The sequence below is a fragment of the Candidatus Omnitrophota bacterium genome (genome assembly GCA_003598025.1).
Lineage (GTDB): Bacteria > Omnitrophota > Gorgyraeia > Gygaellales > Profunditerraquicolaceae > Profunditerraquicola.
In genome coordinates, this window is record QZKH01000003.1 from 1 (window position 1) to 15,042 (window position 15,042).

Below are 15,042 nucleotides of genomic sequence, written 5' to 3' on the forward strand. Positions count from 1 at the left end.
ATAGCTCAGCGGTAGAGCAGCTCCGACGCTCACTTCCGGTTCGGTCGGAGCCCCGACTTCTGACGTTCACTAAGATTCTGTCGGAACGTCGGGGGTGACTCATTAAAAGGGTATTTATGGGCAGGCATGCCGTCAAATTAAGATTACAATAACGTCAAAAATAATTCAGATTCGGGCCCATAGCTCAGCGGTAGAGCAGGTGACTCATAATCACTTGGTCGGAGGTTCGATCCCTTCTGGGCCCAGCGTTAGAGGGCATTTAGCTCAGTTGGTTAGAGCGCTACATTCACATTGTAGAGGCCAGAGGTTCAAGTCCTCTAATGCCCATTGATAAAAGCTCAGCCCCGACGCACTCATTACATTCGTAGTCGGGGTCCCGACCGAGCTAAAAGCGAGCGTCGGGATTGGTTAGAGCGCTACATTCACATTGTAGAGGTCATAGGTTCGAGCCCTATTACGCCCAGGTAGAGTTTTTATATTAAATAGATTTTCAATAAAAGGATAGTAATTGGAAAGTGTAGACTTAAAAACCCAGATAGAAGGATTAGTAAAACTTCAAGAAATAGACTCTGAAATACATGCTTTGATGCTGGAAAAAGAGCTTAAGCCTGCAAAGATAAGGGAGTTGGAGGCGGATTTTGAAGCAAAAAAGCAAGCCCTGGCTGTTTTAGATAAGAAAGTGCTGGATTTACAAAAGCAGAGAAAAGATTTTGAGCTTGAGCTCGGCTCGAAAGAGGAATCAGCAAAAAAACTGCAGACACAGATATTTTCCCTTAAGACCAATAAAGAATATCAGGCGATGCTTCAGCAGATACAGGATATTAAAGCAGATTCGTCTGTTGTTGAAGATAAAATTTTACAGACCCTAGAGCAGCAGGATAAAGTCTCTCAGGAAATATCCGCTGAAAAAATAAAGGTCAAAGAACAGGAAAATATATTCAACCAGGAGAAAAATAAGGTTGAGGCCCGTATCAAAGAAATTGATGGCAGCCTGGACCAGTTAAATAGCCGTCGTAAACAGGCAAGCGAGATCATTAAGCCTAAAATTTTAGCACAGTATGAAAAGATACTATCGAGCCGTGACGGATTGGCTATTGTAAGCGTAGAAAATAATTCCTGTAAAGGCTGCAATATGCATGTGCCTCCACAGGTAATAAATCTTATCAGAATGTACGAACGTATAATTACTTGCGAAGTCTGCAATAGAATACTTTATATTAAAGAGTAGCCATTGGTTACCGTGAAGAAGCTGGAAATATTTATAGATGGGGCATCAAAGGGCAATCCCGGTCCGAGCGGTATAGGCATTGTTGTCTGTGATGGTAGCAATGTTATAAGGAATATTTCTGTTTTTATAGGCGATTCCACTAATAATATTGCGGAATATACTGCTTTAATCTATGGCCTGCAGGAATGTTTGATAATCAGGGCCGATAGCGTTAAGATAAATTCCGACAGCCAGTTGCTTTGCCGGCAATTAAATGGCCAGTACAAAGTTAAGGATCCTGGTATAAAGAGGCTCTATGATCAGGCTATGCATTTATTCACCGGGTTTAAGGAAGTTGTCATTGTAAATATTCCGCGCACGGAAAACAAAGGTGCCGATAAATTGGCTAATGAGGCAGTGAAAAGCCAAGACAAAGTTGATCTTTTTAACTTATAGATATGCAGGCAGATAGGACGTGGCTGCTCCCACTGCTTCGTTTTACGAAGCAAAACAATGGGGGAGGAAAGTCCGGGCTCCTGAAGGTAGCGTAGTGGGTAATGCCCACCCTCTGGTTTATGCCGGAGAGGATCAGAGCTACAGAGACGAGTAGCCGTGCGGAGCACGGCAAGGTGCAACGAAGCAATCTCTACGCGGAGCAAGGCCAAATAGGAGACGAGGGAAACCTTCTCCCGTCATCAGTCTCGGGTAGGCTGCAAGATTCTGCTGGTAACAGCAGAACTTAGAGGAATTGCCACAGGCAAGCGCCTAGATTCTTTACCTGTTAATGACAGTTAAATTCCTAAGCGCTTACATACAGAACTCGGCTTATTCTATCTGCCTGCTTTAATCAAGTTTATTGGAGTTTAATTATTGAAACTTTATTAATAATGAATAGGGAGGATAATCATGTCAGGTCACTCAAAATGGAAGACTAACAAAGGCAAGAAAATGGCAGCTGATGCCAAAAAGGGGGCGGTGTACACAAAAGTAATAAAAGAGATCACTGTCGCTGCCCGTGAAGGCGGAGGAAATCCGGATACGAATACGCGTTTGCGTGCGGCTATGGCTAAGGCAAAAGAGGCAAATATGCCCTCTGATAACGTTAAGATGGCGATAAAGCGCGGCACCGGAGAGCTCCCGGGTGTAATCTATGAGAATGCAATATATGAGGCTTACGGCCCCGGTGGCGTAGCTATCCTGATAGATGCGCTTACTGATAATAAAAACCGTACCAGCGCGGAATTGCGTAATATTTTTTCCAAAAAAGGCGGGAGTTTTGCAGGTGCAGGTTCAGTTAGCTGGATGTTTTCAAAAAAAGGCTATTTTTTGATTGATAAATCCCAGGTAAAGGAAGATGAATTAATGAATATAGTCTTGGAATCAGGCGCAGAAGATATGAAATCTGACGATAAGAACTTTGAAATTACCACTGATCCTTCGAATTTTGAAAAGGTAAAAGAGGCTATTCAGGCAAAAGGTATAACTCCGCTTGATGCTGAAGTAACGATGGTACCTTCTTCCAGTGTAAAATTATCAGGTAACGAAGCTAAGCAAGTGTTGTCTTTAGTTGAGGCCCTTGAGGAACATGATGATGTGCAGCAGGTGTATGCAAATTTTGATATACCTGATGAGATATTAGAAGAAGCTTCTTCTTAAATAAATGGTAATACTTGGGATTGACCCGGCTTTGACAATAACAGGTTATGGTGCAGTCGATTACAGAAGAAATGGTTTATTATTAATTGAAGCCGGGATTATTAAGACTTCTTCCAAAGACAGTCTGGCATACAGGTTGTCTCGTTTGTATAAAGCGGTTTCCGGATTAATATCCGATATTAAACCGCAGGTCGTCGTTCTTGAGAAATTATACGTGCATTACCGGCATCCTGCTACTGCATATATTCTGGGGCAAGCAAGGGGTGTAATATGTCTTGCTTGCGCAGTGAAGAATGTAACCTTGGTTGAGTATGCTGCTACAAGAGTAAAAAAGGCAATAGTAGGTAAAGGCCTTGCTTCAAAGCAGCAGATACAAAAGATGATCATCAGCACGCTTAGGCTGTCAAAAGTCCCGAAGTATATGGATGTTACTGACGCCCTGGCTTTGGCTATTGCACACGGAAATATAATCAGGACTAAATTATGATCGTAAGCATAACCGGAAAGCTTATTGAAAAAGGCAGGAACCATGTAGTCGTGCAAGCCGAGAACAGCTTGTCTTATGAGGTGCTTCTGCCTGCTACAGTTATTGAGAGGCTTGATGAGCACGCTAAAGAAGGTGAATGCATTACTTTTATTACTTACCATTATCTCCAGGTGGAGCCTTCCAGAAGTTTGCCTGTGCTAATAGGTTTTCTTAATGAAATAGAAAAAGAGTTCTTTGAGGTTTTTATAACTGTTTCTGGCATAGGCCCAAGGGCAGCGTTGAGGGCATTGAATCAGCCAATTTCTTTGATAGCCAGGGCAATCGATGAAGGGGATATTGATTTCTTAAAGTCTCTGCCCGGCATAGGCCAGCAGAGGGCAAGGGAGATCATAGCTAAGCTTCAGAATAAAGTCGGTAAATTTGGTTTAATCCAGGATAAAACATCGAAAGATTCCGGTCCCCGGGGGGCAGTAGCTTCTAATATTGAAGATGACGCTTTAGCAGTTTTAATGCAGCTGCAATACAGGAGGCAGGAAGCTGTACAGATGATAAAAAGAGCCCTGCAGAATAACCCGGATATAAATAGTGCAGAAGGATTATTGAACGAGGTTTATCGCCAAACAAAGGGTTAGTTGTTATGACAGAGGATAATGCTAAATCGGTATTAGAGGCTTTGATTTTTTCAAGTGACAGGCCAGTGACTTTGGAGCAAATGAAAAAATGCCTGGAACACTTAAGTATTGAAGACATTCGTGCCAAGCTCAAAGACCTTGCCGCAGAATATGAGGCTTTGAGCAGGGGAATAAGGTTGGTTGAAGTTGCAGGCGGTTACCAGATGGTTACAGCTACTTCTTTTTCGCCTTTCCTGAAGAAATTATATAAAGAAAGAAGAGTGGAAAGATTATCTAAACCTGCTTTAGAGACTTTAGCCATAATCGCCTATAAACAGCCTTTGACTAAGCTCGAGATAGAATCTTTACGCAGCGTCAACGTTGACGGAGTTATGAAGAGCCTGCTGGATAAAGATTTGATTCGAATTTCGGGAAGAAAACAGGCTCCGGGAAGGCCGTTTGTTTTTGGCACTACTAAGCAGTTTTTGATTTATTTCGGTTTAAATTCATTAAATGATCTTCCTAAGATGGAAGATTTTTCTTCCATGGCTAAGGCCAAGGAAGATGAGCTGATTGCCGCAGGCGCTCAGCAGATAGTAACGGAGGAGAAAAATGGATCTGAAGGCCCTACGCAGACAAATTGATAAGATAGATTCAAGGATAGTCAGCTTATTGAATGAGCGGGCAAAAATGGCTTTGGGTATAGCAGATGTAAAGAAAAAGAATGGGTTGGGTATTTATTCCCCCCAAAGAGAAATCGAAGTATTCAGGAAAATATCCGGTTTAAATAAAGGGCCCCTGAAGACAGAATCACTTGAATCTATTTACAGGGAGATAATGTCATCGGGGCTGGCAATTGAAAAATCATTAAAGATAGCATATCTTGGCCCTGAAGCAAGTTTTTCTCATCTTGCTGCTTTGAAAAGATTCGGCTCTCAGGTATCTTTTACTCCTTGTAACAGTATCGGAGATGCATTTTTAGAAGTAGAGAGAGGCAATGCGGATTACGGAGTTATCCCCGTCGAGAACTCTATTGAAGGTGCTGTAAGCCACAGCCTGGATATGTTTGTTGATTCGGATTTGAAAATCTGCGCCCAGGTTATGCTTGATGTCTCCCATAACCTGCTGGCGAATTGCCCTAAAAATAAAATAAAGAGGATATATTCTAATCCTCAGGTCTTTGGCCAGTGCAGGCTATGGCTTAAGGAAAATCTTCCCGGAGCTGAAACTATTGAAGTCTCAAGTACAACCCGCGCAGCACAGATAGCGCGCAGGGAGATTGGCAGCGCCTGTATTGCTTCGCTTTTGGCATCCAAACTGTATAGGTTAAAGGTCCTGGCCAGAGATATAGAAGATTCTCCACATAATGTGACCAGGTTCTTAGTCATTGGTAAGGATGAAGTCCCGCCTACGGGTAACGACAGGACTTCAATTGTTTTTTCCATCAAAGATAAGGTAGGTGCGTTATATGAAATGTTGCTGCCTTTTAAGAAATACAATATAAATCTTACAAAAATAGAATCTCGTCCGTCTAAGAAAAAGGCGTGGGACTATTATTTCTTTGTTGATTTAAACGGGCATTGTAATACTCCCAAAGTAAAGAAAGCCCTTGGCGAACTAGAACGTAAATGCAGGTTCTTAAAGGTGCTTGGTTCTTACCCTGTAGGAAGATAAGCCAAATGAATTTAGCTAGGAAAAATATATTAAAAATTGAACCATATGAAGCTGGCAGGCCTATTGAAGAAGTAAAGAGGCAGTTAGGCTTAAAGAACATTATTAAACTTGCCTCTAACGAAAATCCTTTTGGCCCTTCCCCTAAAGCTGTTTCGGCGATCAAAGCCAGCCTTAATAAGCTTAATCGTTACCCCGACAGCGGATCGTTTTACTTAAAGAGAAAGCTGGCAAAGTCTTATAATCTTGATTCTGCCTGTTTTGCCGTCGGTAACGGTTCCGATGAGCTTATAGACATAATTATAAAGTCTTTTGTTGAGGACGACGAAAATATAATTACTGCGGATTTTACCTTTCTTGAATATAAGATTGTATCAGGTGTCAACGGAAGGATTGTTAAGACCGTTCCTCTGAAATATTTTAAATATGATCTCAATGCGATAAAGAAGAGGATCGACGCTAAGACTAAAGTAGTATTTGTCGCTAATCCCAACAATCCAACAGGTACTTATGTCAGCAGGCTGGAGATCGAGGAATTCTTAGGGGATTTACCTGACAACGTGATTCTGGTCCTGGATGAGGCTTACGATGCCTTTATTGACGTCGATGATTTCCCAAACAGCCTTAAATATATCCGTAATAAAAACGTTATAGTCTTAAAGACTCTGTCTAAAGCCTATGGATTGGCGGGTATAAGGATTGGTTATGCTATCGCTCAACCGGATATCATTAAGTACATGGAAACAGCCAGGCAGCCTTTTAATGTTAATTCTTTAGCCCAGGCAGCAGCCTTGGCTGCGCTTGATGATGAGGGTTTTATACGCAAGACCAGAAAAGCGATATTGGAAGGGAAAAACTATATTTACGATTCATTAAAGAAGCAGGGCGTGCCTTATGTTTCAAGCGTGGCAAATTTTATCCTTATAGATGTCGGCAGGGATGGAGTAGGAGTATTTAAAGAGATGCTGAAATTTGGGGTTATCGTCAGGGATATGAAGCAATACGGATTAAGAAATTTTATCAGGGTTACTATCGGTACAAAAAAAGAAAACGAAAGATTTATAAAAGTCTTAAAGAAAATATTATAAGAGGGGGATTAGATGATAATAGTGCTGAAACCAGAAGCAACACAGGCGCAGATTGACCATATTGTTGAAAAAGTGAAGAAATTAGGCTTGAGCCCGCATATTTCAAAAGGGACCGAAAGATCCATAATCGGAGTTATAGGCCCAGAGGATATTCTGCGCGTCACTCCTCTGGAAGCCTTCCCCGGAGTTGAGAAGGTTATGTCCGTGCTTGCCCCCTATAAATTGGTTTCGCGGGAATTTAAAAAAGAAGATTCAGTTATAGAGCTTGGTAAGGGCGTAAAGATCGGCGGTAAAAAGATTATTGTTATGGCAGGGCCGTGCGCCATAGAGAATTTTGAAGTATTGCATGATGTGGCCGTTGAAATAAAAAAATGCGGTGTATCTGTGCTTAGAGGCGGTGCTTTTAAGCCAAGGACATCCCCTTACAGTTTTCAGGGGCTAGGGGAGGAGGGTTTAAGGTTCTTAAAGCAAGTCGGTGATGAGCTGGGATTAGTTACCGTAAGCGAAGTAATGGATACCCGCGATGTTGAACTTGTTGCCAGGTACGTTGATGTTTTGCAAATCGGCGCAAGGAACATGCAGAATTTTAATTTATTAAAGGAAATCGGTCAGACAAAAAAACCTGTTTTGCTGAAGAGAGGCCTGTCTTCCACCGTTAAAGAGATGTTAATGTCTGCAGAATACATACTTTCAGGCGGAAATTTTAATGTCGTACTTTGCGAAAGAGGGATACGTACTTTTGAAGAGTCTACGCGTAATACCCTTGATATAAGCGCAGTGCCGGTATCAAAGCAACTTTCGCATCTACCGATCATTGTTGATCCTAGCCATGCTTCTGGAAAATGGGGTTTAGTAGCTCCGTTATCTAAGGCGGCTGTCGCCGCCGGTACGGACGGCCTGATTATAGAGGTTCACACTAAACCGGAAGAGGCTCTTTCGGATGGAGTGCAATCATTGCTGCCTGTTAACTTCAAACAGCTTATGGCAGAGCTCAAGAATATAAGCAAGGCAGTAGGAAGAGAAATTTAACATGCCGGCTAATAAAATTATGTTTGATAAAGTAGGGGTGATAGGCGTAGGTTTGATTGGCGGCTCGATTGCGCTGGCTATAAAGAAGCGTAGATTAGCCAGGGAGATCATTGGACTAAGCCGTCATAAAAACAGTGCTTTTGTTGCAAGAAGGCTAAAAATAATCGATTCTATAGCTAAAAATCTCGATGATTTTTCTGATTGCGATTTAGTAATATTAGCCACCCCGGTTGATTCTATTATAGATACCTCAATGTTATTATCTAAAAAAATAAAAGGGGATACGATAGTAATTGATGTAGGCAGCACAAAAGAAAAAATAGTAACCAGGCTTTCCGGTCTTTTCGCAAATTTTGTTGGGTGCCATCCTTTGGCCGGTTCTGAGGCCAGAGGCGCGGTGAATGCAAGGCCGGATATATTTTCTGATTCTATCTGTATATTGACGCCGGTTAAAAGCACCAGGCCTGCAGTATATAATAAGATAAAGAAGCTTTGGGAATGTGTAGGGGCCAGGGTTATAATTATGCCACCTGATAAGCATGATCAGATCCTGTCATTTATCAGCCATCTGCCGCATGTAGTTGCTTTTTCTTTGATAAGATGTGTCCCGGATGATTTCTTGAAGTTTGCGCCTACCAGCCTTAAAGATGTCACCAGGATCGCTGCTTCAGATCCGAAATTATGGCAGGAGATATTTCTCAGCAATAAGAGAAATATAAGAATTGCTATAAGCGGATTCAAGAAAGCAGTACTCGCCTTAGAGTCTGCAATAACCAATTCTGAGAGTAAAAAGATATTTGATTTCCTCAACAAAGCAAAAACAAAAAGAGAAAAAATGAAATGATTATAGCTATTGACGGTCCAGCTGGTGCAGGCAAGAGTACTGTTGCCAAGCTGTTGGCTAAGAAGCTCAACTTCGTCTATATAGATACGGGTGCGATGTACAGGGCGCTCACTCTGAAAGTTATTGATAATGGGATCGATGTAGGCGACACAGGTTCTATCATAGGCATTGCCCAGAATACGACGATTGACCTGGTAAACATGCATGATGGTTCGCTTAAGGTGTTACTTGATTCTAAAGATGTAAGCGTTCAAATAAGGCAGCCGCGAATAACTAAATTTGTTTCCGATATTGCTAAAATTAAGTCAGTAAGGCAGATAATGGTTTCCTTGCAAAGAAAGTTGGGCAAAGCCAAAGATTCAGTCCTTGATGGCAGAGATATAGGGACGGTCGTTTTCCCGGAAGCAGATAATAAATTTTATGTGGATGCTGATTTTAATGAAAGGGTAATGAGGAGGTTTAAGGAATTAAAGGCTGCCGGGACAGACGTAACCATTGGGCAGGTAGAAGATGATCTGCGCAACCGTGATAATATTGATTCTAGCAGGGAATTTGCGCCTTTGAAGAAGGCAGATGATGCCGTTTATATAGATACGACCAAATTAAGCATAGAAGAAGTAGTAGATAAATTATTTAGTTTTATTAAAAGTAAAAATGAATAAATCGTTAATCAGGAATTTCTCTATAATTGCCCATATTGACCATGGCAAATCCACTCTTTCTGACAGGATATTGGAATTAACCGGAGCCGTAGACAGGAAACATGCCGGCCAGCAGCTTCTTGATGATATGGACCTGGAAAAAGAAAGAGGCATTACTATAAAGGCTTCCATGGTTAGGCTCTCTTATAAGGCCAAAGATAATAAAGAATATGTTTTAAATTTGATCGATACCCCGGGCCATGTAGATTTTACTTATGAGGTTTCAAAATCTTTGGCTGCTTGCGAGGGGGCAGTTTTACTTATTGATGCCGGACAGGGGATAGAGGCCCAGACAGTAGCAAATTATTACTTGGCAAAAGATAATAAACTTGCGGTTATCCCGGTAATAAATAAGATCGACCTTAATACCGTTGATATCCCACGTGTAAAAAGACAGATAGTAGATATATTGGGTTTTAAGGAAGATGAAATAATATTGGCCTCTGCCAAAGAAGGTATCGGAATTAATGATATTTTAGAAAGGGTTGTATCTGTCGTACCTTATCCATCCGGCGATGTCCATCATCCCTTGAAGGCTCTTGTTTTTGATTGCAGGTTCGATTCTTTTAAAGGGGTCGTAGTTTACGTAAGGGTGGTAGACGGTAAAATCACAAAAGACACGCAATTAAGACTTATGCATTCAGGTAAAACATATAAAATAGAAGAATTGGGCACCCTCAAGAACCTGAAATACGAGAAAGTCGATACTCTCTCCTGCGGAGAAGTAGGTTATTTGATGGCTAATATACGCAACCCGAAAGAGATAATAATCGGGGATACTATAACTGATGAACGCAATCCTTGCGCTATGCCCTTGCCTGGATACAAGACAATAAAACCTTTGGTTTTTTGCGGTATCTATCCGGTTAATCCAGCGGATTTTCCTTATTTGCGTGACGCAATGGACAAGCTGAAGCTCTCTGATGCCTCTTTTGTTTTCGAACCGGAGACCTCACAGTCGTTTGGCTCCGGGTTTCGTTGCGGATTTTTAGGGCTGCTTCATATGGAGATAGTGCAGGAGCGCCTTGAAAGAGAATACAACCTGAATTTAATTCTGACCGTGCCTAATGTTGTTTATAGGATCAGGACTAAAGAGGGCGCACTTATCGAAGTGGATACGCCTCTTAAGTTGCCTGAACCGCAGGATATACAGGAGATGTTCGAGCCGTATGCGCTTCTTCTGATGATAGTACCGGTTGATGCAATTGATTCTGTCTGTGAACTTGCTAAGTCAAGGCGCGGAATTTTTCAGGCAACTGATTATCTGGGAGAAGACAGGGTAAAAATTATTTTTGAGATGCCTCTTTCTGAGATTATTGTCGATTTTTATGATAAAATAAAGTCATTAACGAAAGGTTACGGCTCACTCGATTATGAGTTTAGCACTTATAAACCCACTAAAATTGTTAAACTTGAGATAATGCTTAATGGGGTTATATGTGATGCATTTTCTTCTTTAGTCTATAAAGATAAGGCAATATTTAAGGCAAGGGCTTTGGTTTCAAAGCTTAAAGAACTGATACCCAGGCATCTGTTTGAGGTGAGCATACAGGCTAGTATCGGAAGCCAGATAATCGCTTCTGAGAAAATAAAGTCCGTGGGTAAGAATGTGACCAGTAAATGTTATGGCGGTGATATTACGCGCAAGCGTAAATTATGGGAGGGCCAGAAAAAAGGCAAAAAACGGCTTAAGCAATTCGGGAAGGTTGAAATCCCTCAGGAGGCTTTTTTGCAGGCATTAAAGATATGAAAAAAGAAAGTAAATCCCAGCTTAGGGAATGGACAGAAGCGTTGGTGTTCGCGGCTATTATTGCCTTTGCTCTAATAAGGCCTTTTATAATACAGGCTTTTAAGATACCTACGGGTTCGATGCGCCCAACTCTTGTTGAAGGGGATATTATTCTTGTAAATAAGTTTATTTACGGGGCGAAGGTCCCTTTTACAAAGCTTAATTTACCAAAGTTAACCGATCCTAAGAGGGGCGATATAATTGTTTTTATTTATCCTGAAAATCCTAAAAAGGATTTCATAAAAAGGCTCATAGCTTTTGAAGGAGAGACAGTTGAAATAAAAGACGGTACGATATATATTGATGGTAAGCCTCTGCTTGATAAACTGTTTACCAGAAATATCGACGGCACTATTAGGTATTATTACAACCGCGGTGATTTTGAAGAAGATGGTTTTAAAATCATTGTGCCTAAAGGAAGTTATTTTGTGCTCGGGGATAACTCTGCAGCATCTCTTGACAGCCGGTTCTGGGGTTTTGTCCCCCGGTCCAATCTTTTAGGCAAAGCCATGCTTATTTATTGGCCTTTTAACCGCACAAGAATGTTGAAATGAATTTTGCCAACAAGATTTCTACTTTCAGGATACTTACCGTACCATTTTTCATCGCCAGCCTAATCTATTATACTCCTAGCCGGGACTATCTAAGATTAATAGCTTTATTTATTTTTATTCTGGCAGTGGTTTCTGATGCAGTAGACGGTTATATTGCCCGTAAAGCAAAACAACAATCGAAGGCAGGTTTGGTTTTAGACCCCTTAGGTGATAAGATACTTTTAATCAGTTCGTTTGTCTGTTTACACATGATCGACAGCTTCCCCGGGGGCATCAATTTCCCTTTATGGGTTACTCTAATTGTGATAAGCAGGGATGTATTGATCTTATTGGGAGCAGTTGTTATTTATATGGTCAAGCAGGGTATTTATGTTTACCCAACCAGATGGGGAAAGTTGACAACCACATTTCAAATGGCAGCAGTAATTTCTGTGATATTACAATTTTGGTTTTCTTTCATGATATGGTGGCTTGCTGTCGTATTTACAATTATTTCGGGAGCAGATTATATAAAGAGAGGATTTAAGGTATTGTATGTTTTGGATAATAACAGGAATAACGGTTAGTTATTTAATCGGCTGTATCCCTACAGCTTTTATTTTTGGTAAGATCAAAGGCATAGATATCAGAAGGTCAGGGTCCGGGAATATCGGGGCAACCAATGCATTAAGGGTATTAGGCAAGGGGGCCGGGATTTCCGTGTTGGTTATAGATATCCTTAAAGGGTTCATCGCGGTCGCTTTTATCGGGGATATTTTTATAACTAGATCCGGCTTCGCGCCAGGTTTTATAAGAATTATATTTGCTTTGGCAGTTATAGCCGGGCACAATTGGACTGTTTTTCTTAATTTTAAAGGCGGTAAAGGAGTGGCTACAACTTTAGGAGCTTTGTTTGGGCTGGCCAGTGGTTTGCCGGGCTTAAATCTTGTATTAATTCTTGCAATAGCTACATGGGTTATCGTATTTTTGATTTCCAGAATTGTGTCATTAGCTTCGATTATATCTGGTCTAAGCCTGCCTGTTTATATGGCAATATTTATTCAGGATAAAGCCATTATTATTTTGGGCGGGGTATTATCCTTCCTTGTTATTAGTAGGCATAAATCGAATATTAAGAGGATTTTCCAAGGTACAGAAAAACGCATCAATTTCCGCAAGCATTCCTAACTTTCTAGGGTATATTCTTTCACCAAAAAATAAGTATCTATAATTTGAAAGCGCTTTCCTGATAACAGCTTTATCATATTGATTCTTCAGGAGTTATGATGTTATACTTTCTTTGCAAAAGTATTTATCAGGTTTGTGGGTGTTTAAGGAATCCCCACCAGCCACGAAATTATTTTTGTGGGGATAACCGCCGGGTTGCTCAAATATTGTGCAGCCCGGCAACCTAAACAGAGGGATAGATGAGAGATCTTCTTTATAAAAATCTGACTTCAAACGACAGAAAAAGAAGGATAATAGCAAGTTCAGAAATTGTTGATAAACAAGGTGTGCATAGCGTTATCCGCAGGCATTTTATTTGCCTTTTAAGGGAAGTAGAAGGAAGCCCAGTTGATAGACCGAAGCCGTATTTATATGTATTAAAGGAGAGGAATACTAACAATAGAAGAGAGAAATTTTTTTGCAAGATCAAGGGGAGCATATATGCTGTTTCTGGCGGCAAGCTATATCTGATCCTTTTTATGCATACTCTTTGTATCAGCCTTAATTCAATAAGCAAGACGGCAGTTATGGGAGATAGCGATAAGTGTTGATTAATGAACGATAAAAGCTTGACTTTGGAATAGAAGTAGTGTATACTTATTAAAAAGTTTATAAAAGTAGTTATTATCCGGTTCTTCTCGATTACTGGAGATAATTGAGAAAGCCACGGAATAGATTCAAGCCGGATTGACTAAGGGTCAATCCGGCTTTTTCTTTTATATGGTCATGGCCATATTTCGATTGACATTTGCTATTATCAGCGATATACTACCCTAAAAAAGGGGGGGTGTGATTTGGAAAACACGGTAAGCAAAAAAGCATTATCCATATTTATTCTGTGTATTCTTTTATCCATATTTACCCTGCCGGTTTTTTTATTAGCTGATACTTTTGATTTAAGCCTTTCGTTGGTTGAAGGCGGCACAAGATTAGAGCTTAATCAGGCAAATCAGTATAAAGGTGTTAAGCTCCAGGTAAATTCCGATGTCTCTACCAGGTATGAAATAATCCAGAGGATACAACAGCAATTTGTCAATAGGGATAACCCCGGTGTTATTTTACGCGATAATCTGGTAGTCAGAGGATTACGCGGAACAAACAGGTTCGGCACGTTTCGTATTCCTACCAATGATATAGCAGTCAGGGATAATGAATTAATATATACCTCCAGTTCTAGCGGCCAGGCAGATACCTTGACGCTGGTATATGGCTTAAAGGACTTAGACAGTATACAGCCCGGTTTTTACCAGGGGCAGATCAGTTTTACTTTAAGGCCAATCGGGTCAACCCGGCAGGAAGTCACAAAATATTTGTATATTTACATAAGTATTAGTGAAACAGGCACCGTTAGCCAGAAAATAGAGATAATTACACCTACCGGTTCAAAAAGAATAAATCTGAATCCTTCCAAAGACCAGATGATAGCGGTAGATATTTTGGTTAAAATTGACAGCGATTTTAACGAACCTTTCAGCATTGTCCAGTATTTAGCGCGGCCTTTAGAATCTAAAACCGGTGATAGAATAGACAGCAATATCATAAATTTCAGGGTGGCTGAAGCTAAAAAAGGCGTCGGAGCCGCAAAGACCGATCTTTCAAATAATCCTCAGATAATTTATACGTCTTCGCCTACAGGGCAAGCTGACAGGGAATTTATAATCAGTTATTATATAAAGGATTTATCTGACGAGAAATCTGGGACCTATAATTCAAGGCTGCAGTTTTATTTAAGAAAAAAGGGCATTGATAAGAAAATAGATGATTTGGACCTGGCAGTAGAGAATGAAAAGATATTTGAGCTTAGCCTTGAACCTCAGGATCCAAAAGGGAGGATTGAATTTTCAAATTTGAAGCCAAAATCTTTGCCGCAACAGAGCGAGGTAATTGTTGACATCAAAAGTAATACCGGAAAGAAATACCAGGTAAGCCAGAAGGTCTTTTCTGACTTGACCAATAAGGAGGGTAATGTTATCAGCCCTGAGTATTTTACTTTAAAGACGGAGAATATTGATCTTGAAGGAGACCTGAAGTTTCTCAGTAAGGCAAATGTGCAGAAAGGCGAAACGGTGCTTTACGTATCAGATGCTAAAGGCTCTGCCGGAAGTTTTAAGGTAATATATGAACTTACCTGCCCTGCGGATATCGTTGCCGGTGATTATTCTACGCGGATTACTTATTCTTTAGTCGAACTTTGAAAAG

General features: G+C 40.7%; 17 protein-coding genes, 3 tRNA genes and 1 other RNA gene. All 21 read left to right on the forward strand.

Annotation, left to right across the window (positions count from 1 at the left end; genetic code table 11):
• The first annotated feature begins 173 nt into the window (after nt 1–173).
• Nucleotides 174–245: transfer RNA gene (locus tag C4533_02295), tRNA-Met, on the forward strand.
• An 8-nt stretch (nt 246–253) separates the two neighbouring features.
• A tRNA-Val gene (locus C4533_02300) sits at nt 254–327 on the forward strand.
• A 66-nt stretch (nt 328–393) separates the two neighbouring features.
• Nucleotides 394–463: transfer RNA gene (locus C4533_02305), tRNA-Val, on the forward strand.
• A 45-nt stretch (nt 464–508) separates the two neighbouring features.
• On the forward strand, nt 509–1,228 hold the full coding sequence (locus C4533_02310) for a hypothetical protein (protein ID RJP28648.1): 720 nt from the start codon (nt 509–511) through the stop codon (nt 1,226–1,228).
• Nucleotides 1,229–1,240: 12 nt separating this feature from the next.
• Nucleotides 1,241–1,663: a reverse transcriptase-like protein gene (locus tag C4533_02315; protein RJP29208.1), complete on the forward strand. Its 423-nt coding sequence runs from the start codon at nt 1,241–1,243 to the stop codon at nt 1,661–1,663.
• A gap of 6 nt (nt 1,664–1,669) precedes the next feature.
• Nucleotides 1,670–2,051, forward strand: an RNA gene (rnpB, locus tag C4533_02320) — RNase P RNA component class A.
• A 62-nt stretch (nt 2,052–2,113) separates the two neighbouring features.
• Entirely contained in the window at nt 2,114–2,863 is a 750-nt protein-coding gene (locus tag C4533_02325) for a YebC/PmpR family DNA-binding transcriptional regulator (protein RJP28649.1), read from the forward strand.
• Nucleotides 2,864–2,867: 4 nt separating this feature from the next.
• Nucleotides 2,868–3,350 carry a crossover junction endodeoxyribonuclease RuvC gene (ruvC, locus tag C4533_02330; GenBank protein RJP28650.1) on the forward strand — a complete coding sequence of 161 codons (483 nt, stop codon included), beginning with the start codon at nt 2,868–2,870 and terminating at the stop codon, nt 3,348–3,350.
• The gene (locus tag C4533_02335; GenBank protein ID RJP28651.1) at nt 3,347–3,982 is read left to right on the forward strand and encodes a Holliday junction DNA helicase RuvA; all 636 of its coding nucleotides are present in this window, start codon (nt 3,347–3,349) and stop codon (nt 3,980–3,982) included. The genes ruvC and C4533_02335 overlap by 4 nt, the downstream gene beginning before the upstream one ends.
• 5 nt (nt 3,983–3,987) lie before the next feature.
• Nucleotides 3,988–4,605 (forward strand): SMC-Scp complex subunit ScpB, encoded by a 618-nt coding sequence (gene scpB, locus C4533_02340; GenBank protein RJP28652.1) that lies wholly within the window; start codon nt 3,988–3,990, stop codon nt 4,603–4,605.
• Entirely contained in the window at nt 4,574–5,635 is a 1,062-nt protein-coding gene (gene pheA, locus C4533_02345; protein RJP28653.1) for a prephenate dehydratase, read from the forward strand. Before scpB ends, pheA begins: the two co-directional genes overlap by 32 nt.
• Nucleotides 5,590–6,720 (forward strand): histidinol-phosphate transaminase, encoded by a 1,131-nt coding sequence (locus C4533_02350; GenBank protein RJP28654.1) that lies wholly within the window; start codon nt 5,590–5,592, stop codon nt 6,718–6,720. Before pheA ends, C4533_02350 begins: the two co-directional genes overlap by 46 nt.
• Before the next feature lie 12 nt (nt 6,721–6,732).
• On the forward strand, nt 6,733–7,749 hold the full coding sequence (gene aroF / locus C4533_02355) for a 3-deoxy-7-phosphoheptulonate synthase (GenBank protein RJP28655.1): 1,017 nt from the start codon (nt 6,733–6,735) through the stop codon (nt 7,747–7,749).
• A 1-nt stretch (nt 7,750) separates the two neighbouring features.
• A complete protein-coding gene (locus C4533_02360; GenBank protein RJP28656.1) occupies nt 7,751–8,593 on the forward strand; it encodes a prephenate dehydrogenase in 843 nt (280 codons plus the stop codon).
• A complete protein-coding gene (locus C4533_02365) occupies nt 8,590–9,255 on the forward strand; it encodes a (d)CMP kinase (GenBank protein ID RJP28657.1) in 666 nt (221 codons plus the stop codon). Before C4533_02360 ends, C4533_02365 begins: the two co-directional genes overlap by 4 nt.
• Entirely contained in the window at nt 9,248–11,044 is a 1,797-nt protein-coding gene (gene lepA / locus C4533_02370; protein RJP28658.1) for an elongation factor 4, read from the forward strand. The genes C4533_02365 and lepA overlap by 8 nt, the downstream gene beginning before the upstream one ends.
• Nucleotides 11,041–11,637, forward strand: a complete 597-nt coding sequence (gene lepB / locus C4533_02375; protein RJP28659.1) for a signal peptidase I — start codon at nt 11,041–11,043, stop codon at nt 11,635–11,637. Before lepA ends, lepB begins: the two co-directional genes overlap by 4 nt.
• Entirely contained in the window at nt 11,634–12,203 is a 570-nt protein-coding gene (locus C4533_02380; GenBank protein RJP28660.1) for a CDP-alcohol phosphatidyltransferase family protein, read from the forward strand. The genes lepB and C4533_02380 overlap by 4 nt, the downstream gene beginning before the upstream one ends.
• Nucleotides 12,172–12,804, forward strand: a complete 633-nt coding sequence (gene plsY / locus C4533_02385) for a glycerol-3-phosphate 1-O-acyltransferase (protein ID RJP28661.1) — start codon at nt 12,172–12,174, stop codon at nt 12,802–12,804. Before C4533_02380 ends, plsY begins: the two co-directional genes overlap by 32 nt.
• 239 nt (nt 12,805–13,043) lie before the next feature.
• Nucleotides 13,044–13,394, forward strand: coding sequence for a hypothetical protein (locus C4533_02390; protein RJP28662.1), 351 nt, complete (start codon nt 13,044–13,046; stop codon nt 13,392–13,394).
• 243 nt (nt 13,395–13,637) lie between these two features.
• Nucleotides 13,638–15,038 carry a hypothetical protein gene (locus tag C4533_02395; GenBank protein ID RJP28663.1) on the forward strand — a complete coding sequence of 467 codons (1,401 nt, stop codon included), beginning with the start codon at nt 13,638–13,640 and terminating at the stop codon, nt 15,036–15,038.
• Nucleotides 15,039–15,042: the final 4 nt, after the last annotated feature.